General features: G+C 43.6%; 16 protein-coding genes. 12 read left to right on the plus strand and 4 right to left on the minus strand.

Going from position 1 to position 19,713, the window contains the following annotated elements; all coding sequences use genetic code 11:
* Positions 1–25: 25 nt before the first annotated feature.
* From V5G28_RS16385 to V5G28_RS16400, 4 genes are all read left to right on the plus strand, one after another.
* Positions 26–1,057, plus strand: coding sequence for an effector-associated domain EAD1-containing protein (locus tag V5G28_RS16385; RefSeq protein ID WP_332991274.1), 1,032 nt, complete (start codon positions 26–28; stop codon positions 1,055–1,057).
* Positions 1,050–2,018, plus strand: coding sequence for an AAA family ATPase (locus tag V5G28_RS16390; RefSeq protein WP_332991276.1), 969 nt, complete (start codon positions 1,050–1,052; stop codon positions 2,016–2,018). The genes V5G28_RS16385 and V5G28_RS16390 overlap by 8 nt, the downstream gene beginning before the upstream one ends.
* A gap of 383 nt (positions 2,019–2,401) precedes the next feature.
* Positions 2,402–3,178 carry a VWA domain-containing protein gene (locus V5G28_RS16395; protein WP_336230949.1) on the plus strand — a complete coding sequence of 259 codons (777 nt, stop codon included), beginning with the start codon at positions 2,402–2,404 and terminating at the stop codon, positions 3,176–3,178.
* 185 nt (positions 3,179–3,363) lie between these two features.
* The gene (locus tag V5G28_RS16400; protein ID WP_336230922.1) at positions 3,364–4,200 is read left to right on the plus strand and encodes a GUN4 domain-containing protein; all 837 of its coding nucleotides are present in this window, start codon (positions 3,364–3,366) and stop codon (positions 4,198–4,200) included.
* 298 nt (positions 4,201–4,498) lie between these two features.
* Here the strand turns inward: V5G28_RS16400 and V5G28_RS16405 are convergent, their stop codons facing one another.
* Positions 4,499–5,308 (minus strand): transposase, encoded by an 810-nt coding sequence (locus V5G28_RS16405; protein WP_332991281.1) that lies wholly within the window; start codon positions 5,306–5,308, stop codon positions 4,499–4,501.
* A gap of 17 nt (positions 5,309–5,325) precedes the next feature.
* Between V5G28_RS16405 and V5G28_RS16410 the strand changes: the two genes are divergently transcribed.
* Positions 5,326–6,102: an effector-associated domain EAD1-containing protein gene (locus V5G28_RS16410; RefSeq protein WP_332991283.1), complete on the plus strand. Its 777-nt coding sequence runs from the start codon at positions 5,326–5,328 to the stop codon at positions 6,100–6,102.
* Positions 6,102–6,518, plus strand: a complete 417-nt coding sequence (locus tag V5G28_RS16415; protein ID WP_332991286.1) for a hypothetical protein — start codon at positions 6,102–6,104, stop codon at positions 6,516–6,518. Before V5G28_RS16410 ends, V5G28_RS16415 begins: the two co-directional genes overlap by 1 nt.
* 1,029 nt (positions 6,519–7,547) lie before the next feature.
* On the opposite strand, the gene V5G28_RS16420 is transcribed toward V5G28_RS16415, so the two are convergent.
* The 3 genes from V5G28_RS16420 to lepA all read right to left on the minus strand — a co-directional run bounded on the left by V5G28_RS16420 (position 7,548) and on the right by lepA (position 10,088).
* A complete protein-coding gene (locus V5G28_RS16420; RefSeq protein ID WP_332991288.1) occupies positions 7,548–7,997 on the minus strand; it encodes a GNAT family N-acetyltransferase in 450 nt (149 codons plus the stop codon).
* A gap of 121 nt (positions 7,998–8,118) precedes the next feature.
* Positions 8,119–8,250, minus strand: coding sequence for a hypothetical protein (locus V5G28_RS16425; RefSeq protein ID WP_332991289.1), 132 nt, complete (start codon positions 8,248–8,250; stop codon positions 8,119–8,121).
* Positions 8,251–8,279: 29 nt separating this feature from the next.
* Positions 8,280–10,088 (minus strand): translation elongation factor 4, encoded by a 1,809-nt coding sequence (lepA, locus tag V5G28_RS16430; RefSeq protein ID WP_336230925.1) that lies wholly within the window; start codon positions 10,086–10,088, stop codon positions 8,280–8,282.
* A gap of 544 nt (positions 10,089–10,632) precedes the next feature.
* Between lepA and V5G28_RS16435 the strand changes: the two genes are divergently transcribed.
* The 6 genes from V5G28_RS16435 to V5G28_RS16460 all read left to right on the plus strand — a co-directional run bounded on the left by V5G28_RS16435 (position 10,633) and on the right by V5G28_RS16460 (position 19,697).
* Positions 10,633–10,869, plus strand: coding sequence for a hypothetical protein (locus tag V5G28_RS16435; protein WP_041036982.1), 237 nt, complete (start codon positions 10,633–10,635; stop codon positions 10,867–10,869).
* 197 nt (positions 10,870–11,066) lie between these two features.
* The gene (locus tag V5G28_RS16440; protein ID WP_332991293.1) at positions 11,067–12,815 is read left to right on the plus strand and encodes a sensor histidine kinase; all 1,749 of its coding nucleotides are present in this window, start codon (positions 11,067–11,069) and stop codon (positions 12,813–12,815) included.
* A gap of 73 nt (positions 12,816–12,888) precedes the next feature.
* On the plus strand, positions 12,889–13,539 hold the full coding sequence (locus tag V5G28_RS16445) for a DUF3386 domain-containing protein (protein ID WP_332991295.1): 651 nt from the start codon (positions 12,889–12,891) through the stop codon (positions 13,537–13,539).
* 139 nt (positions 13,540–13,678) lie between these two features.
* Positions 13,679–13,909 carry a NifU family protein gene (locus V5G28_RS16450; RefSeq protein ID WP_073635024.1) on the plus strand — a complete coding sequence of 77 codons (231 nt, stop codon included), beginning with the start codon at positions 13,679–13,681 and terminating at the stop codon, positions 13,907–13,909.
* Between the two features lie 538 nt (positions 13,910–14,447).
* Entirely contained in the window at positions 14,448–16,685 is a 2,238-nt protein-coding gene (locus V5G28_RS16455; RefSeq protein ID WP_332991391.1) for a glycoside hydrolase, read from the plus strand.
* A gap of 885 nt (positions 16,686–17,570) precedes the next feature.
* Positions 17,571–19,697, plus strand: coding sequence for a serine/threonine-protein kinase (locus V5G28_RS16460; RefSeq protein ID WP_332991393.1), 2,127 nt, complete (start codon positions 17,571–17,573; stop codon positions 19,695–19,697).
* Positions 19,698–19,713: the final 16 nt, after the last annotated feature.

Genomic DNA, 19,713 nt, shown 5'->3' on the forward strand with positions numbered 1-19,713 from the left:
ATTTCAATGTGTTTTAGCTTATTAAATGCTCTCAACTGACTTAGCCACGATGCAGCTAGATGGGGAAAAGTTCCAACAATTACAAAACGCTTTACTCAGCGCCTTTCCTAACCAAGGAGAATTAAAACAGTTTATCAGATTTAAACTAGATAAAAATCTGAATGAAATTGCGGTCAGTAGTGGTGCAACCTATTCTGATGTAATGTTCGAGCTGATTACATGGGCAGAATCTGAAGATAGGCTGACGAAACTTATTTCTGCTGTATGTAGTCAAAAATCCAATAATACTCAGTTAAAGCCATTTTGTGAACAACTGCGGCAAGAGCAAGCGACAACAAAACAATCTCATAGATTGCTAAATCCATGCAATTTTGATTTAAACCAATTAATTGAAGACTGTGTAGAAAAATTAGATGGCAAGCAAGGATTGGTTGGGCTATGTGTACCATGTGGTGATGCTATTTTTCAGAAAAACTTTTGTCAGCGGTTGAAGGATGGACTTGATACGAGTAACATCCAAGTCAAAACATCTCTCGCACTAGATCCGCGAATCACTTCTGTGGAAAGAGCCGTTACACAAATCAATCGGTACAAAAAACTCCTACAAACTAGCGAAATCATTTGTCCTATTCAAGTTCAGATATTTGACAAGAATTTAAACATTCCCCATGACTTCTGGCAAAAAATTTCTACCGAATTCAAAAACAATTTCCAAAACCGCTTAATCTTAATTATGTGGGGCAGTGAAGGCTGTATTTTTCCAAAAGATGTGATACCGCTAAATCCTCCACAATTTAAGAAAGTGCATGCACATCTGTGGGTTCGCGAAGTGACAAACAGTCTGGGATGGACACAACAAGAAGTTATGCAGGAGTGGAAGAGAATAATGATTACTGCGTGTTGTCAGGATACCTCCCAAAGCGACTCTCAAAGTGAACTGCTGGATATCATACGTGTATATGAGCATATAGAAGAAACTCGGGAACTTTTGCAACAAAACCTTTCAGCAAAAGATTTTCTACAAGAACTGGAGCAAAGGATTCAGGCTTATGTCTAAGCGATCTGTTGATACGTCTACCAGCTTCTCTACAATCGCTTACAAATCCTTACCGGACTCTCGTGAAATCGAAACTCTGGAAGTAACCGTATCTCAGAAAGACCCTACACAAAAAAGGATAACAATAGAGAAGGAACCTTACTTACCTGATGATAAGTTAGTTGAGGCGGTTAACCTGGCGATCGCCTTAGGTCGTCCTTTACTATTACAAGGCGAACCTGGTTGTGGGAAAACACGCTTAGCCTATGCTGTCGCTTATGCGTTGGGCTTACCTTTAGAAGTCAGCTACATCAAGTCCACTAGTCGCGCCCAGGATTTACTTTACACCTATGATGCTGTTAATCGCCTTTATGATGCTCAGTTAGGGGCTGAAGGATTGCGTAGTCGAGAAATTAAGAACTATATTCGTTTAGGTCCTTTGGGGAGAGCGATCGCCCGCGCTCAATATGGGCGTCGTTCAGTGGTGCTGATTGACGAAATCGACAAAGCTGATCTCGATTTTCCCAATGATTTGTTATGGGAGTTGGATCGGCTAGAGTTTCGCGTAACTGAGGCTCCAGATATATCTTACGCCGTTGGCGACAACCCAGCATTACGCCCCATCGTGTTTGTCACGCACAATGAAGAAAAAGCTTTACCAACGGCGTTTCTGCGCCGATGCATTTTTCACTACGTTGAATTTCCCCAAACAGAGGAGGATTTGCAACAGGTTTTAGCAACTCACCAAATTTCTAACCCAGAATTGAGCAAAAAAGCTATCGAAGTTTTGTTAAAGCTTCGCGACCCCAAAATAGTTGATCTTAGCAAGCGACCGGGTTTAAGTGAACTGCTGGATTGGGTGGGTTATCTAGAAGCGGTAAAAACTCCGGTCGAAGAACTCGACAAACTGCCGTATTTTGGAGCATTGCTCAAACAAGAGAGCGATCGCCAACGCGCAATGGAGGCTTTTGCCAAGCTGTGAAGCCACCCAAGTTACCCGCGTTTCTCTGGGAGTTATTTCAAAAGCTGCGTCGTCGTGGGTTTCCGCTGACACCAGATGACTATGAAGCACTGCGACAGTCCTTGCAGGCTGGCTTCGGTTGGTCATCAAAAGAAGCACTGCGGGATCTGTGCAATTCTCTGTGGGCGAAGTCGCGCCAAGAGCAAGAAATTCTCACTGCGCTGTTTAACCAACTTGCACCAAAAAACGAAGATTGGCAATTGTCTTCTGTGCAAGTAGAAAAAGATTTTGATGCGACAGACTCATCAAAAAAAGAACAGCATCACGACATTCCGGAGCATCAGGAGCGTGAGGAGATTGTAACCGAATCTCGTAGCGGCTTACCTCCGATTTTCTTGAAGGATGTGCAACTTTCGGAACGTCGATTTATCTTCGTACCGCAATTCCCATTAACTTATCGAGAAGTCGCTCAAACTTGGCGACGCTTACGCCGTCCCGTGCGGGTAGGACCTGCAACAGAACTGGATCTTGACGCCACAATTGCGCGTCGTTCTCAACAGGGAATTGCTGCCTCTGTTGTGTTAAGACCGAGACGCCGCAACGTTGCGCGGTTACTTTTGCTTGTGGATCGTCAGGGTTCAATGACTCCTTTCCATCGCTTTTGTGAAGAAGTTTGCAGAGCAATTCAACAAGCAGGAAGATTGCAAGAGACAGCGATTTACTACTTTCACAACGTTCCTGCTGAAGGTGCTGATGAGCAGCTGCTAGAACCTCTCAGTAACGAACTCTTTCCAGTTCTAGATGAGATTTTGCCCGAGATAACTCCCCTCAAAACAGGTTATCTCTACGAAGATCCTGATTTGCTTTCTCCTGTTTTGTTGGAGGAAGTTCTCCAGAAATATGCCGCCGATGCATTTGTGGTAGTAATAAGTGATGCTGATGCTGTACGTAAATATTACAATGTCGTGCGTCTGTTAGATACTATCTCTTTTATCAAAGCACTCCGCGCTTATACTTTAAACTATGTTTGGCTGAATCCCCTACCTAAGTCATATTGGAAGGATAACACCGCCGCCCAGATTGCACGCCATGTGCCGATGTTTCCTTTGAATCGGGAGGGCATCCAGCAGGCGGTGAATGTGCTACGCGGGCATCAATATATAATTGAGAAGCCACTATAAGAGTTAATTTATAAAGTAAATCTTAAGTAGGGTGCGTTAGGCTGAAGCCGTAACGCACCATGTTATGTGGCGGTGCGTTAGGCGCTTTGAACATATTTTTCGTTACAAATCATATTGAAAGGGTGCGCCTAACACACCCTACAAGAATTTTATTTTTACTTTATAAATGACCTTTAACTGCCACCATGTTTAGCAAACTTGTAGAGCGACGTTTGAATGACTTTAAGCGTAGATGTGGTAAGGATGGAGATGCAGCCTTGCAACTGGCGTATCACGCTGCAATGCCCGTTGCCTTAAATCCTGAGTTGCTGCACTTTCTGCGAATAAACTTCTTTCTTGATCCACCTGAGCAACTTCCTTACACCGTCGAGTTTGAGTTTCTCAGTTCTGGGCTGTGTCGTGAAATTGACGCAGAACTGTATGAAATCGAGCCAGAAATTCGTAGTGAGTTGTTGCAGGAGTTGATGAGCAGGAAAGATGCTCATCAACGAATTCGAGATATTGCTACGCTGCTTTGGCAGTATGTCGAATATCATTCTCCTTGGGCAGATAGAGTTGAATTAGAACGGGCACAACAACTGACTGCACTCAATTTTCTAGATCCGGCAAAGGCAAAAGAGTGGTTGAATGAAGCAGAAGCTGGTAGCTTAGGAAGAGGGGAGCGGGAATGGTTCATCGCGATGCGTCAGGAAATTGAGGAGCTTCCTGATATCTCTACCCTACCGCCAAACGAGCCACCTGAGCCAAGTGATCTTCCTTCTGAAAAAGGCGTAGATTACACACGGCTGCGAGATTTGCTCGCTGCTGGCAAGTGGAAAGAAGCGGATGAGGAAACTTTTGCAGTTATGCTCAAAGCATCTGGTAGAGAAAATGATGGCTGGCTTGATATCGAATCTATCAAAAATTTTCCCTGCACTGACCTACGCACAATTGACCAACTTTGGGTAAAATACAGCAATGGGGGCTTTGGCTTTAGTGTGCAAAAGCGCATATGGGAAAGCGTGGTGGGAATCGAATGCTGATTATGAAACTTTGAGAAGTTTGGCGATCGCGTTGGCTGGCGCAAAGGCAAAGGAATATTTGGAGGAAGATTACATGGCTAAATCAAAAAGAATTAACCTTCTCCATAAAAGCCTCTCAAGGACATCTCCCCGCGTGGCGTAGTGGCGAGCGTGGGGATTGGGGGATGGTTGTGCAAAAAGAAAGGTGGAATTTGGAATCTCTTCTCTCGCATCCAGACTTGTAAAGTGTAACATATAAGGCTTACACAAAATTGTAAAGATTCGCAAACAAGTGATTTTCCATGAAGTATTGGGGTTTCTACGTTTTCGTTACCTGGTACTGCATCCAAAGAGGGCCTTGTTGTTGTGCTTGTAGTACGATGCTGGCAAATTGTGGATTATAACAATTCGCGAAAATAAACTTGTACGCTACTTCTTCTATTTCTTGGTTTGTTCGCTCCCACTCATCCCAAGGTAGTTTCATTTGTCCTGGCGAGGATTTCTTTGCCTTTGTTTTTGCCTTCAACCCTGTTAATAACTTATTTTCCCAGTGGTTGCGCTTTTCTGGTTTTGGTTGAGGACGGTATTTTTTGCAAAAACCCCGGTACTTCTGGGCGCATTCTTCTAAAGTCTTCCCTAAAGACAAAAACGCCGGATGCCATTGGGTAAGACCATCATCACTCAGCCTATCATGGATGCCATAGTTGCTGAAATCGTAGAAAAAGCCCTGCTGCATTCCTGCCGCTTTCGGGTTAGCGTGGATGTAGCGTAGGGTATTCAATGCTCTTTTGGTGTCTGTATTAGCAAAACCCGTGCTGTGATAGCGCTTTTCCCAAAAGTGCCCTGTGCGTTTGAGCATTCGATTAAAGCACATAGCAGTGTACCAATTCACCCAGTGCATGATTTTAGGTAGTTCTTCGCTTCGTGCTGGTTCAAGCAGGTAATGGACATGATTGCTCATAATGCAAAGAGCATAGAGTTTGAAACCAAACTTGTCCTTTGCTTTCTTAATAGCGTAGAGAAACACCTCACGACACTCATTGCGGGTGAGGCGAAACTCTCGGTTATTGCAACGGGTGGTAATGTGATAGCAATATCCTGGTTGGAAATTTCGGGGAAAGCGAGGCATGAATAAGTAGAATTTACATGATTAGGGATTTACAGAAATATATTTATATGCCAGAAATATTAAATACTCAAGAACAACCTGAAAGCGAAGAATTCGATGTCTTCCTAGCACACAACAGTGCAGACAAGCCCGAAGTGAGAGCGATTGCTAATCAACTCAAGGAACGCGGTATTAAGGTGTGGCTCGATGAAGAGCAAATTCCACCAGGAAGATCATTTCAAGATGAAATCCAAAAAGCAATTCCACTCGTCAAATCTGCCGCCATATTTATCGGTTTGAAAGGATTAGGAAAGTGGCAGACAATGGAAGTGCGCTTATTAACAACAAGATGTGTTGAAAAGGGTATTCCTTTAATCCCAATTCTACTTCCAGGTGTGAATCAATTACCTGAAAAAGTAGTCATTTTAAAAGAGTATACATGGGTAGATTTTTCTAAAAATATTGATGATGTTCAAGCATTGAAGAAGTTGGTGTGGGGAATTACCGGAACTCAATCATCACCCCAACAAAAGCCAACTGAACTATGGTTCAATGGCGATCGCTTGCAGCAGTTCCACAAAGCACTCCTGAGTGCATTTCCTACGACAGCAAAACTCAAACAGATGGTTCGCTTCCGCTTAGATGAGAACTTGGAGGCGATCGCAGCAGGTGCAAATCTCTCAGAAACCATATCCAACCTGATAGAATGGGCTGAAGCTGAGGGAAAACTAGAAGAGCTACTCATTGCTGCTCGTAAAGAAAATCCTGGCAACCCGGTTTTACGTAAGTTTGACGAACAGATGCGAGATGGCTGATGAGCAAACCAATTATCTGGATACACGGCGACTGTCTCAGTCCCCAAAACCCCGCACTCGAAGAATACCCCGACGCACCCGCCATCTGGGTTTGGGATGATGCTTTAATTGAAGAATGGCAACTCAGTCTTAAACGCATCACCTTTATCTACGAATGCTTGCTAGAGTTACCCGTTGTCATTCGCCGTGGCGATGTCGCAAAAGAAGTTTTAGCTTTTGCTAAAGAGCATAATGCCAAAACAGTCGTCACAGTAGACAGTCCCAGTCCCCGGTTTGATGCTATCTGCGACGAAATTGAGCGTTCTGTGGAACTGGAAGTTTTTGAAGTAGAACCGTTTTTTGACTACGACGGTTATATTGACCTCAAGCGCTTCTCGCGCTACTGGAAAGTGGCGGAAAAGTATGTGTTTGATTAGACCTTATTGACAAATGTCCGACGAGGAATGATAAACCAAATTAAAGTTTTAACAGTTGGGCTTTGCTTAAACACGCGTCCTGTTGAACTTCACCCATTCTATCTTTATTTACCTATTTTTATTTAATTGATACTGTGGTCAATGACCACATCTAAAAAGTTGTACCTTGTATTCTCTGGCAAAGAGCTACCTACTGTTTCATCCAAGGATGCAGTATTGGGATTTACACACATTGAACTTGCATATAAATTTTTAGTATGAACAAGAACAACAATTGCTACCAAAGTTATTGATACAGAAGTAAAATATACGAATTTCATGTTCAAACCTCTAGAAAACATCAGGAATGTCTTTTGAAGCGAATAGTGCACCTTGTGGAAATTATGTTTCAGCTAATGTTACTATAGGTTTTCTCCACAATTTAGGATGGATAGTGCTAAGCATACATCATCCGATCAGAGCACCGAGAAAAATTTTTCAATGCCCAAATTGGAGCAACATTGGAGCAACACAAGTAACTCATAGCTATTTGTAAAGTAGCTAATGAAATCTAATGAAGCTAGAGATAAAAGTCATGGATTTGACATGACTTTAGTCATATATTGATAATGAGACAGTGTTGTGATATAGCAATCTGCGCAGGATTTATGAAAAATCTTAAGTATTGTAGGCTGGGCAGTGCTTACCGTATTTTGCTGACTACATCCGGGTTTTGCTAAGCACTGCCCACCGAACCGTGTCGTTCAAAAATCTGCGGAGGAGTCCTATATGTTCAGCCGATATCACAGGTAGGCTTTAATAACAACCTATGGTCTTTCTTCTGGTCGGGCTACTGGCTTTTTTGTCACCATGTCTACATAATTGGTAGCTTAGCCTGCGTTTATAGCGGTTCTTTGTGTTGAGTGCAATACATCAAGAAATAAGAACCACAGATGGACACAGATGGACACAGATAAATAATTACTTCATCCAAACGAGAAGCGCTATATTACGGCGTTCAGGGTATGATTTAACGTATATGATGATACTCTATATCTCAAGCTTCCAGTAGTATTCAATATTAGGTTGCCCATTAATTTTGTTTACTGTGAGCTTACCAGCTTTGAAGCCATGTTTCTCATAAAATATGCAGGCTCGTGTATTTTGTTGCAATGTTTGCAGCGTTAGTCCTTCTGGACAAATTTTTTTAGCTTTGTTAAGTAAGGCTGAACCAATACCACAGTTCTGATATTCAGGATTGACAAAAATCTGTGATAAATACTGTTCTTCTTTTATCACTACGACAAAGCCCACAATGTGAGATTCAACTTCGGCAACCCAAATTTCTCCTTTGACAGCCAAATCATCACGAAAGCGAGATTTCCATGCAGAATATAGCTGTGGATGTTGAATGTTGGGAAATGTTTCGTGCCAAGTTTTATACCAAAGCTGAACAATCTCTTCTAAATCATTTCGGTCGTAGAGTCGAATTTTCAGCACGTTACACGGCTTTTTTGTAAGGTAGGCATTGCCGCACAATATCTCAAATGTCCATTACATAAGCTTTATGAGCAATGCCTACCCACAGATATGTGGTCTAATCATAAGATGTGGTGCGATTTCAAACGCTTGTAGAGACGTACCCCTTCGGGTATGCCTTCGGCACGCCAGAAGGCGAACGCCAGTCGCCTGCTGTCGGGAAACCCTCCTGCAGCGCTGGACTCACATGGTACGTCTCTACACTTGGATTCATACTTCAAATCAGCAACGCCCTTAAACCAGTTACTGCGGATCTAAACGCAGCACTGCCATAAACGCTTCTTGCGGTACATCCACTGTACCCACCGATTTCATCCGCTTCTTACCTTTTGCCTGCTTTTGCAAGAGTTTCTTCTTCCGGCTAATGTCACCGCCGTAACACTTGGCAAGTACGTCTTTGCGTAAAGCTGGGATATGTTCGCTGGCAATGACTTTACTGCCAATCGATGCTTGAATAGGCACTTTGAATTGATGGCGGGGAATCAATTCTTTTAGCTTTTCAGCCATTGACCGCCCGACGTTGTATGCTTTATCTCTGTGGACAATCATCGCCAAGGAATCCACTGGATCACCATTGATCATAATATCAAGCTTCACAAGCGGATTTTCTCGGTAGCCAATCAGTTGATATTCCATGCTGGCATATCCCCGGGAGCGGGATTTCATTTGGTCAAAAAAGTCGGTAACAACTTCTGCCAAGGGCAACTCGTAAGTGAGTGTGGTGCGTCCTTGAGTGAGATACTTCATGTCTTTGAAGACACCACGCCGATTTTGCGCCAACTCCATCAAAGTGCCGACGTAAGTTTCTGGCGTAATCATATCTACTTTGACGTAGGGTTCTTCAATTTTTTCTCGTTCGTTAGGAGAAGGTAAGTGACTGGGGTTGTCGATGTACAGTTCTTCGCCCTTGACGGTGATCACTTTATAAACCACTGAGGGGGCGGTAATGATTAAATCCAAGTCATATTCTCGTTCTAGGCGTTCTTGCACAATTTCCATGTGCAGCAAACCTAAAAAGCCACAGCGGAAACCAAAACCCATCGCGCTAGATGTTTCTGGTTCAAAGTGTAGTGCCGCATCGTTGAGTTTCAGCTTATTTAAGGCTTCGCGCAAGTCTTCAAATTGGTCAGCATCAATGGGGAACATCCCACAGAATACCATTGGGTTAGCTTCTGTGTAGCCAGGCAAAGCTTCAGTAGATTTGGCGTTGGCTTGAGTGATTGTGTCTCCCACCCGTGCATCAGCCACAGCTTTAATTGCTGCTGCTAAATAACCTACTTCCCCAGCATGCAGTTCTTGCACTTGCTTTTGGGTGGGAGAAAGCACTCCTAACTCGTCAATTTCGTATTCTTTGCCAGACGCCATCAAGTAGATGCGATCGCCTTTCTTCACTGTGCCATCCATCACCCGGAAATAAACAATCACTCCCCGGTAGCTGTCGTAGTAGCTATCAAAAATTAATGCTCTTAATCGGTCATTCACCGTGTTTTGTGGCGGTGGTATACGTTCAACAATGGTTTCTAAAATCTCGTCAATGCCTATACCCTCTTTAGCAGAGGCAAGAATCGCACCGCTGCAATCTAAACCGATAATTTCTTCAATTTCGCTGATGACTCTGTTTGGTTCTGCTCCAGGTAAGTCAATTTTATTCAAAACTGGAATAATTTCCAAGTTATGCTCTAGAGCCAAATAGACATTTGCCAGGGTTTGCGCTTCCACTCCCTGGGAAGCGTCTACTACCAACAGCGCACCTTCGCAAGCAGCAAGACTCCGGGATACCTCATACGAAAAATCCACATGTCCTGGAGTATCAATCAAGTTCAGTACATACTCCTGACCATCTTTTGCCTTATAATTCATCCGGGCAGCTTGCAGCTTAATGGTAATGCCGCGCTCCCGTTCCAAATCCATGTTATCGAGAAACTGTTCCTTCATCTCCCGCTTGTCTACAGTGCCTGTGACTTGCAGCAAGCGGTTGCTATAGTGATTTCCATGATCAATGTGAGCAATAATACAAAAATTCCGAATGCGAGCTGCGGGAACGTCAGTCATATACTTCTTTGCTTTAGCGGCAACAAGGGATAAAAGAGCAATATACTTAACGTATTTTAATGCTTTCTTAGGTGAGACGGTGAAGACTGCAAGGGGAGACGAGGGGACAAGAGAACAACAACCATAACTCATGACTCAAAATTATTGGTTCAGGATGATGCGACAAGAAGAGATGTACAGACGCTTTGATTCAGCGCGTCTCTACAAATGACTAATGACTAATGACTATTGACTATTGACTACTGACAAATGAATATTGACTTGTGGGCTTTCAAGAAGATATGAGCGCGAGTCGTGTTTCCGTTCGGCTGACGCTCACGGCGGAAGCCTGCCTAGCTTAAAAGCTGAGGATTGCCAAAACGAACGCTCCTGTTTTATGAAGGTCTATCCATAGCTTCTAGTATTCATCAGTTAGAGGCGTACAATAAACAACAAGAAGTGCATTCATATGGACTTATGGGCAATTGCAAGCCGCAACAGCCCCGCTGTGTGAATAGAGCTACTTTACAAAGCCTTGGAAAAAACAAATTCACTAAGTAACCCTATGAATATGAAAGAGAAAGCTACCGATGCGGAACAAAGACTTGCCGATAAGGTAGAGATTGCTATTCGCCTAGACTCCGAGTTACTAGAACAAATTCAGCATCTCACCAATGACCCCAGCAAAGTGATTGAGGTGGCGATCCGCCAGTGGCTGAGGGGTGAAACCCCAAGAGATGATGAACTGACGCGCAACCCTGTGCGTAAACCTTTACCACCTCGAGGGGAATGGAACGATTAAACTCAAAAAAAATCTCAAAAAAAGCTAAAAAGTAAGATATATATGGAGGATTAAAAAATGTAAAATTTCCGATGCTAGACTTTAGAACAACCAAAAATCGCCGCTCAAGTATGCTAAATCTGAAAAATTTATGCCAAACTTTCAGCAGCGAATAGCAAAGCTTTTTTGGGGTGCCATTTACTTATCCAACTCGAGTCATGAGTATTACTGCTAACTCCCAAAGGTCGAACATATTGTCAGAAAATCTAGAAGATATTACCAGTAACACTAATGGCTCATGGGCAAATTTAGGAGCCGAGTTGGTGTACACGCAAGATGGTACAGGACGCTACCTGACTTTCTGGTGGAAACACAGCGAATGCTTAGGGTTAAACCCACAGCAGATCGTTGCAGACCAAAGCGGCAAAGAATGTGCCTTCTCTCCAGTGGATCAGGCAGCATATTTGTACATATTGCAGCAAGTTTTAACAACTTTGATGCCGCAAAGGTATCAGTGCTGGTTTAGCTACAACCAGCAGTTGTTTGAGTTGGAGTTGGTAATCAGTCCAATCATACCCTCCTTGGCTAGCACCCCAACAACAGTTTTAGTCATGGGACGGCTACTGCAAACAGCACTCAGCAAAGAAGAAAACTTGGGTTCTCAAACACCCGTAGATCAAGCAGCGAGACATTCACAGCGCCACCATAACCTGATCAACCAAATTACCAGAAATATCCGGCGGACATTAGATCTGGATATTATTTGGCAACAAACGGTGGATAGTTTGGGGCAAGCGCTGCAAGTGGAACGGTGCATCATTTGTCCCTACCAATCATCTAGCACGAAAGTGCAGGTGATAGCAGAGTACCGCCAACCAAATCTAGGTTCTATGCTTGGCTTGGAAATAGATATGGGTTCTGAGCCAGGCTTTGCTCAAGCATTGGCAACTTTACAACCTATTGTAGTAGAAAAGCCACAACATTCTCTGTTTAACCAGCAGAGAATGTTAGTGGTGACAACTTGTTACCAAGACCAGCCAAATGGATTAATTGCTGTGACTCTCAGCAAAATGTGCTCCGAGATCACCTTAGAGGAACTTGAACTGGCAAAAGAAGTAGCAGATCAGCTAGGAACAGCGATCGCCCACGCAACTTTATACAAAGAATTAGAAGAAGCACGTCAACAAGCCGAACAAGCCACCCGCCGCATTAGAGAATTTCTCGCCAATGTCACCCATGAACTGAGAACGCCACTCAACGGCATCATCGGATTTTTAAAGTTGATTCTCGAGGGCATGGCAGACGATCCAGAGGAACAAACGCAGTTTCTGCAAGAAGCTCACAAATCATCAATTTACCTGCTTGATATTATCAACGATATGTTGGACATTGCCAGAATTGAAGCTGGCAAAATGGAACTGGAATTGCGATCAATCACCTTAGATGAGCTATTTAGTGATTTAGAAAGCTTTATGGGACCTCAGGCAGAGGGGAGAAATCTCAGCTTCCGAATACAAATGCCTCCTACCTCTGATGAAATTATCGTCTATGGTGATTACCAGCGCCTGAAGCAAGTGATGTTAAATCTGGTTGGCAATGCTATTAAATTTACGCATGAAGGTGGTATAACTATCAGTGCCGATGTCGTTCGCAAAAAAGTGACATTTCAAGACCAACAATTTCCAGGTATGGTGAGAGTCCGTGTTGCCGACACAGGTATTGGTGTTTCTCTAGACAAACAGGACAAACTGTTTCAATTATTTAGTCAGGTAGATAGTTCCCGCACTCGCCAGTACGGCGGAACCGGCTTAGGACTGGCAATTTCCCAAAAGCTGGTAGAGGCGATGGGAGGTGAGGTGAATTTTTACAGTTTGGGCGAAGGGCTAGGATCAACAGTCACATTTACTGTACCACTCTATCAACAACCAGTTATGGTTTCATCCTCAGATAGCGACTCACAAGATTAGTTCAAAAGACGCACCATGCATGATGTGTCTCTACTTTAGACTAAACTGAAAAAGGTGAAGTCAAAGTGGTTATATGACACATCCAACAACAGCCCGTCAATTATTCCAAACCGCTTACGAAAGTCGTTACACTTGGGATGAAAACTTTCCTGGCTACAGTGCAGATGTGCAACTTGTTCAGGAAAATGAAGTCCACACAGGTAAGATTCGCATAAACGGCGACCTCAGCGTAGAAGTTACGGGTGTTGCAGATGAGCAAGTGGAAGAAGGTATTTATACTCAATTGCGAGATATAGTCACTCACCGTAAACGCACAAGCTTTGAGGAGTCTCACGGAAAGCACGAGTTTAGCCTTGGTCAGCAAGACGCAAACGGTGCGATAGAAATCCTGGTGAACGGCGACTCTATGGGTTCAAATTATAGAGTCCGGGGCAAGGAAATTTCCCAGGTAAGTCGGGTCATGGGTCGCATGGCTTTTATCATTGATACCCACGAAAGCTTGGACACAGGTTCTGGCTACATTGCAACTCGCTATGATGCGATTTTCCGCAACTCCAAAACCAATGAAGTCACCAGCATTCTTAAATTTGAAGATTCTTATAAGAAAATTGCCGAGTATTATGTAATGACTAAGCAAGTTGTGCAAGAGTATAAAGATGGCACTCGCACGACAACTGAGTTCAGCTACTCCAATATTAAGCTACTAGAACCAGCAGCTGTTTAGTCACGAGTCATGAGTCATAAGTTATTGATGGCTCACAAAAGACTAACGCTAGAGAACAAAAAGTCATGAAGCTGGAATTAGATCTAGGATTGGTTTAACAACACTGGAAAATAATAATTTTGGGAAGAGGTCTACAACTATGGAACTTACAATTGACAATGTCGAAACAGTTTTGGATGAATTACGCCCATATCTCATGTCTGATGGCGGCAATGTGGAAGTCGTAGAACTTGATGGTCCGATTGTCAAACTGCGGTTGCAAGGTGCTTGCGGTTCTTGCCCCAGTTCCACAATGACCTTGAGAATGGGGATTGAGCGCCGCCTGAGGGAAATGATTCCCGAAATTGCAGAAGTTGAGCAAGTGATGTAAAAGTCAGGGACTCCTGGTTAAATGCAAACCCCACGAATAGAATTCGGGGCTTGCAGTTGACGCGACCTGACCAGCTTCAGTCTATTAACTAGACTACGTTTAGAGGAAGCGCTAAAAGTCGTACCTACAAATGCTTGCCAGTTTGTAGCTCTAGAACCAAATGATTAAACAGGCTTAAAGGAGTTAAACCAGTGTCATTTGGAGTCAGCCGACTCTAAACATTTGCGTTAGCGAAGCGGAACCTTTTAGGTTCGGCAAACTTTACCCACAAGGAGTTCCCGGCAACGGGGTTTTCGGATAAGCCTTACGTGCAATCTTCTTGCACGTCGGGCTTCATCCCGATAAATAGAATTTAGAGGCTTCCGCCGCCCTTCGATATCGGTGATTAGTCAAGAGTCAAGAGTTTAAAGTCAAAAGTCCAAAGTCCATAGACCGTCAACTCTTGACTCTTGAGCCTTGAGCGTTGAACGCCAGTCGCCTAGGCGCGGGAGCGTCATTTGCGCTGGCTCCCCTTAACCCTTGACTCTTGACTCTTGCTATGTCTCATCCTCTCTACGTCGCTTTTATTTGGCATCAACATCAGCCACTCTACAAATCTTCTTCCAGCAACGGCGTTTCGCAGTCTCGTCAAGAGCGTTATCGTCTACCCTGGGTGCGTTTGCATGGTACTAAGGACTACTTGGATCTTGTGCTGATCCTAGAGCGCTATCCTCAATTGCACCAAACGGTAAATTTGGTACCATCGCTGATATTGCAGCTTGAAGATTACGTCGCTGGCACTGCCTTTGATCCTTATTTGGAACTGAGCTTAACACCAACAGAGCAACTGTCTGACCAACAACGGGAATTTATTGTCGAACACTTTTTCGACGCAAATCACCACACCCTGATTGATCCCCATCCCCGCTATGCTCAGTTGTACAACCAACGGCAAGAGAAAGGACACGCTTGGTGTTTGTTAAACTGGCAGGTGCAAGATTACAGCGATTTATTAGCTTGGCACAATCTGGCGTGGATTGACCCGATGTTTTGGGATGACCCGGAAATTGAAGCTTGGTTAAAACAGGGTCGGAATTTTACTTTAGGCGATCGCCAGCGAATTTACTCTAAACAACGACAAATCATTAGCAAAATTGTCCCGCAACATCGGGCAATGCAAGATGCCGGGCAGTTAGAAGTGACAACATCGCCTTATACTCATCCCATCTTGCCTTTGCTCGCCGATACCAACTCTGGTCGAGTTGCAGTGCCTAATATGACTTTACCAGAGTATCGGTTCCAGTGGGCAGAAGATATTCCCCGGCACTTGCGGAAAGCTTGGGATTTATATGTAGATAGGTTTGGAAGAACACCACGAGGTTTGTGGCCCTCAGAACAATCCGTTAGCCCAGAAGTTTTACCGTATATTATTAATCAAGGATTTAAGTGGATTTGCTCAGATGAAGCGGTGCTAGGGTGGACGTTGAAACACTTTTTTCAGCGCGATAATGCCGGGAACGTTCAAAACCCAGAGTTGCTGTACCGACCATACCGCTTGCAAACAAGTGCAGGTGACGTGTCTATTGTCTTTCGAGATCACAGATTATCAGATTTAATTGGCTTTACCTACGGTTCCATGCCGCCAAAGCAAGCAGCAGCAGACTTGGTGGGTCACTTGCAGGCGATCGCCCGAAAGCAAAGAGACAGCCAAAGCGAACAACCTTGGTTAGTGACCATTGCCTTAGATGGTGAAAACTGTTGGGAATATTATCCCCAAGATGGCAAACCGTTTTTAGACGCTTTGTATCAAAGCTTGAGTAACGAACCACACCTGAAACTTGTTACCGTCTCAGAATTTGTCGAACAGTTTCCGCCAACAGCAACTATCCCAGGAGAGCAACTGCACAGTGGTTCTTGGGTGGATGGCAGCTTCACCACTTGGATCGGTGATCCTGCTAAAAATCGCGCTTGGGATTACCTAACGCAAGCTAGGGCAACTTTAGCCAATCATCCAGAAGCAACCGAAGAAAACAACCCGGAAGCATGGGAAGCTTTGTATGCAGCAGAAGGTTCTGACTGGTTTTGGTGGTTTGGTGTGGGGCATTCCTCGAATCACGATGCCATTTTTGACCAGTTGTTTCGAGAGCATTTGTACCGGATATACAAGGCGCTGAATGAACCTATACCTGCTTATCTCCGGCAACCCGTAGAAATTCACGAGGCACAGGCTGATCATCGCCCACAAAGCTTTATTCATCCAGTCATTGATGGTCGAGGTGATGAGCAAGACTGGGACAAAGCCGGACGCATAGAAGTCGGCGGGGCGCGGGGAACAATGCATAACAGCAGTGTGATTCAACGGCTTTGGTACGGCGTGGATCACCTGAATTTCTATTTACGGGTAGATTTCAAAGCAGGCACTCAACCTGGAAAGGATTTGCCACCAGAGTTGAATTTACTGTGGTTTTATCCTGACAAAACGATGCACAACAGCCCTGTTCCCTTAGCAGAAGTGCCGGATACATCCCCAGTAAATTACCAGTTTCACCACCATTTAGAGGTTAATTTACTGACGCAATCAATACAGTTTCGCGAAGCAGGAGAGCATTATCAATGGCATCCGCGTGCTAGCCGCGCTCAAGTTGCCTTGAGCAAGTGTTTGGAGGTGGCGGTACCTTGGGCAGATTTGCAAGTTCCGCCAGATTACCCCTTACGGCTGATTTTGGTGCTTGCAGATGAAGGGCGTTTCTGCAATTATCTCCCAGAAAATGCTTTGATTCCGATTGAAGTACCTTGATTAATTTTACACTCAGTGTAGGAGGGGAAAGGGGAAATTTGCTCTTCAAAATCTAAAATTTATAATGTAGGGCGCATTGCTGCCGCCTCTCTACACCCCTATAACCCTTCTATTCCTTAATTTTTCTATCTTTCATTGCGCTGGTGGAGTCCTGGAAAAGTTACGATTTCGCAAAGATATCGTATTGCTACTAGCGAAAAAAAATGTTTTTGGTTAGATTGAAAAGACTTTAAAGTTCAATAAGCCTTTGTGCTTAATGAACTGCTTATCTGCGAAAAGATTACATTGTCACATGGATCTTTTAAACCAAAGTCAGCTTGGTCAAATGTGCAGTTCCAAGCTTCCTGGAGCGCGATTGCCCTAAAGGGCAATCGCGCTCGGCGCCATCGCCTTTGGCGGGCATTTGCTTGCGATCGCAAGAAAGTGCAGAGCCACCAAATACTACAAATTTTGGGCATAGGTAGTTTTGATGTGACATTTTTACCAAAGAATGCAGTGTTATCAGGGAATTGCTATGGAAAGACTAAAAACAAACTTTCTGACCATTTTAGCTATATTTAATCAAAATTTTGCCAAATTTCAATGTTTAATTTATCGATAGAAACAACAAGGTAAACATACATCAATTATGTCTGGGCATCTGTGTTTATCTATAATGATAAATTAAAAAACACCAGTATTTTGTCATCAATTCTTGTCGTTAATTCGTTTTTATTAATACCGGAATTTATGGTCTTTGTGGGGATTCAAGTAAAATCCTTAATGTTTTGACATGAAAAACTTTTGGAATTGAGATTTTGTATAATAAGGAGAATTATTAATCATTATGAAAAAAATCAGGGATAACTTAAGCGTAATGTGTCACGCAGTCGCACCTATCAAATGATGATCTGCTGCCTTAATCCTGATTGCCCAAATCCTCTAAATCCTAATGGGAAGAAGCATTGCCAAACGTGCAGCACTCCATTAGTGGCAATGCTGCGAAATCGCTTCCGTATCATTCAAGTTCTTTCTGATGAAGGTGGATTTGGTAGAACTTATTTAGCAGAAGATGTAGATAAATTAAATGAACGGTGCGTCATCAAGCAATTAGCACCAAGAGTCCAGGGAACTTGGGCGCTGAATAAAGCAATGGATTTGTTTCAAAAAGAGGCTCAGCGACTGCAAGAACTAGGAGCGCATCCCCAAATACCTACGCTTTTGGCTTACTTTGAGCAAGATAACTACCTGTATTTAGTACAGCAGTTTATCGATGGGCAGAATTTGTTAAGTGAATTGCAACAGAAGAAGAAGTATCACTGTAGTGAAATTAAAGAAATTTTGCTGGATTTACTGCCCGTTTTGAACTTTATTCACGAGCAAGGAGTGATTCATCGAGATATAAAACCACAAAATATTATCCGCCGTCGAGCCTCCCTACCCTCAACAACAGTAGTTTCGGGAACAGTCGGGAATTTAGTTCTCATTGATTTTGGTTCTGCAAAGCAGTTAACGGCAAAAGTAAAGATAAAAATGGGGACTTCAATTGGTTCACAAGGCTATTCCCCTATTGAACAGATAAGAGATGGTTCGGCTTATCCAGCAAGTGATTTGTTCAGTCTCGGGGCGACTTGCTTTCATTTGCTCACTGGAGTTTCCCCTTTTAAACTGTGGGCAGAATATGGGTATAGCTGGGTACAAGATTGGCAACAGTATCTCAAAAGCCCAATCACTGGAGAATTGGCACAGGTTCTCGATAAGCTGTTGCAAAAAGATATGCAGCATCGCTACCAATCAGGCAATGAAGTACTTGCAGACTTGAGTATCAAGCAGCAACAAACCTCACAATTAAGAGCAGCAACTCCAACAAAGCACACAACAAAATTACCAGCGACTGAGTCGCCATCTGTACCAAAACGATATATCTTCTTGAGAAATTCAGTTTTGGCTGGCAGTGCCATCATCTTATTAGGTTCAGGAAAGTTTTGGTATGAGCAATTCCGTCGTCTGGAAATGAGAATATCTTCTAGTTTGAGTCAATCAAACAGTAGTGCTGCCAATCGAGATGTGATTTTTCATCAGCGTCCACAGTCTCTAGGACACTTTTCCTTAGCTTCTACTGTCAAAGGATATTCCAACTCAATTTTATCTGTCGCTATTAGCCCGGATGGCAAAACAATTGCCAGTAACAGCAATAACAGTATCAAATTGTTAAGTTTGGTCACGGGGCAAGAAATCTCTACCCTGAGCGGGCATACCGATACAGTTAATTTCCTGAGTATTAGTTCAGATGGGCAAATCCTGGTGAGTGCTAGCGAGGATAGAACGATCAAAATTTGGAATATGGCAACCGGACAAGAAATCCGCACTTTGGAGGGGCATACTAACTCAGTTCATACCCTTGCCTTTAGTCATAATGGCAGGATACTTGCTGATGGCAGCGACGACAACACGATTAAACTTTGGAATTTGGCAACAGGAGAAGAAATTCGCACACTCAGGGGGCATTCTAACTGGGTTCGGTCTGTGGCGTTTAGTCCCGATGGCAAAATCCTTGCCAGTGGCAGTTTTGACAAAACCATCAAACTGTGGAATTTGGCAACAGGACAGCAAATTCGTACACTCGAAGGTCATTCTGGCAAAGTGACTTCTGTAGCGTTTAGTCCCGTAAGCCCTGCGGGCACACTTCGTGAACGTGCAGCGTCCCCGCAAGGGTTTGGCAAAATCCTTGCCAGTGGCAGTTTTGACAAAACCATCAAACTGTGGAATTTGGCAACAGGACAGCAAATTCGCACACTGGAAGGTCATTCTAGCAAAGTGACTTCTGTAGCGTTTAGTCCCGATGGCAAAATCCTTGCCAGTGGCAGTTTTGACAAAACCATCAAACTGTGGAATTTGGCAACAGGACAGCAAATTCGCACACTCGAAGGTCATACCGATGGGATTCAGTCTGTCGTCTTTAGTTGGGACGGAAAGACTCTTGTCAGTGGAGGTGACGATAAAACTATTAAGATTTGGCAAATATCTTTTTAATTTTTGTGTTTTAGCT

Source organism: Scytonema sp. PRP1 (genome assembly GCF_036697665.2).
Lineage (GTDB): Bacteria > Cyanobacteriota > Cyanobacteriia > Cyanobacteriales > Nostocaceae > Kalymmatonema > Kalymmatonema gypsitolerans.

Coding starts and splice junctions, on each gene's coding strand:
- V5G28_RS16400 (WP_336230922.1), top strand. CDS start 3,364: ATGTTTAGCAAACTTGTAGAGCGACGTTTGAATGACTTTAAGCGTAGA.
- V5G28_RS16390 (WP_332991276.1), top strand. CDS start 1,050: ATGTCTAAGCGATCTGTTGATACGTCTACCAGCTTCTCTACAATCGCT.
- V5G28_RS16410 (WP_332991283.1), top strand. CDS start 5,326: ATGATTAGGGATTTACAGAAATATATTTATATGCCAGAAATATTAAAT.
- V5G28_RS16425 (WP_332991289.1), bottom strand. CDS start 8,250: ATGAATCCAAGTGTAGAGACGTACCATGTGAGTCCAGCGCTGCAGGAG.
- V5G28_RS16435 (WP_041036982.1), top strand. CDS start 10,633: ATGAATATGAAAGAGAAAGCTACCGATGCGGAACAAAGACTTGCCGAT.
- V5G28_RS16415 (WP_332991286.1), top strand. CDS start 6,102: ATGAGCAAACCAATTATCTGGATACACGGCGACTGTCTCAGTCCCCAA.
- V5G28_RS16385 (WP_332991274.1), top strand. CDS start 26: ATGCTCTCAACTGACTTAGCCACGATGCAGCTAGATGGGGAAAAGTTC.
- V5G28_RS16440 (WP_332991293.1), top strand. CDS start 11,067: ATGAGTATTACTGCTAACTCCCAAAGGTCGAACATATTGTCAGAAAAT.
- V5G28_RS16460 (WP_332991393.1), top strand. CDS start 17,571: ATGATCTGCTGCCTTAATCCTGATTGCCCAAATCCTCTAAATCCTAAT.
- V5G28_RS16445 (WP_332991295.1), top strand. CDS start 12,889: ATGACACATCCAACAACAGCCCGTCAATTATTCCAAACCGCTTACGAA.
- lepA (WP_336230925.1), bottom strand. CDS start 10,088: ATGACTGACGTTCCCGCAGCTCGCATTCGGAATTTTTGTATTATTGCT.
- V5G28_RS16455 (WP_332991391.1), top strand. CDS start 14,448: ATGTCTCATCCTCTCTACGTCGCTTTTATTTGGCATCAACATCAGCCA.
- V5G28_RS16405 (WP_332991281.1), bottom strand. CDS start 5,308: ATGCCTCGCTTTCCCCGAAATTTCCAACCAGGATATTGCTATCACATT.
- V5G28_RS16450 (WP_073635024.1), top strand. CDS start 13,679: ATGGAACTTACAATTGACAATGTCGAAACAGTTTTGGATGAATTACGC.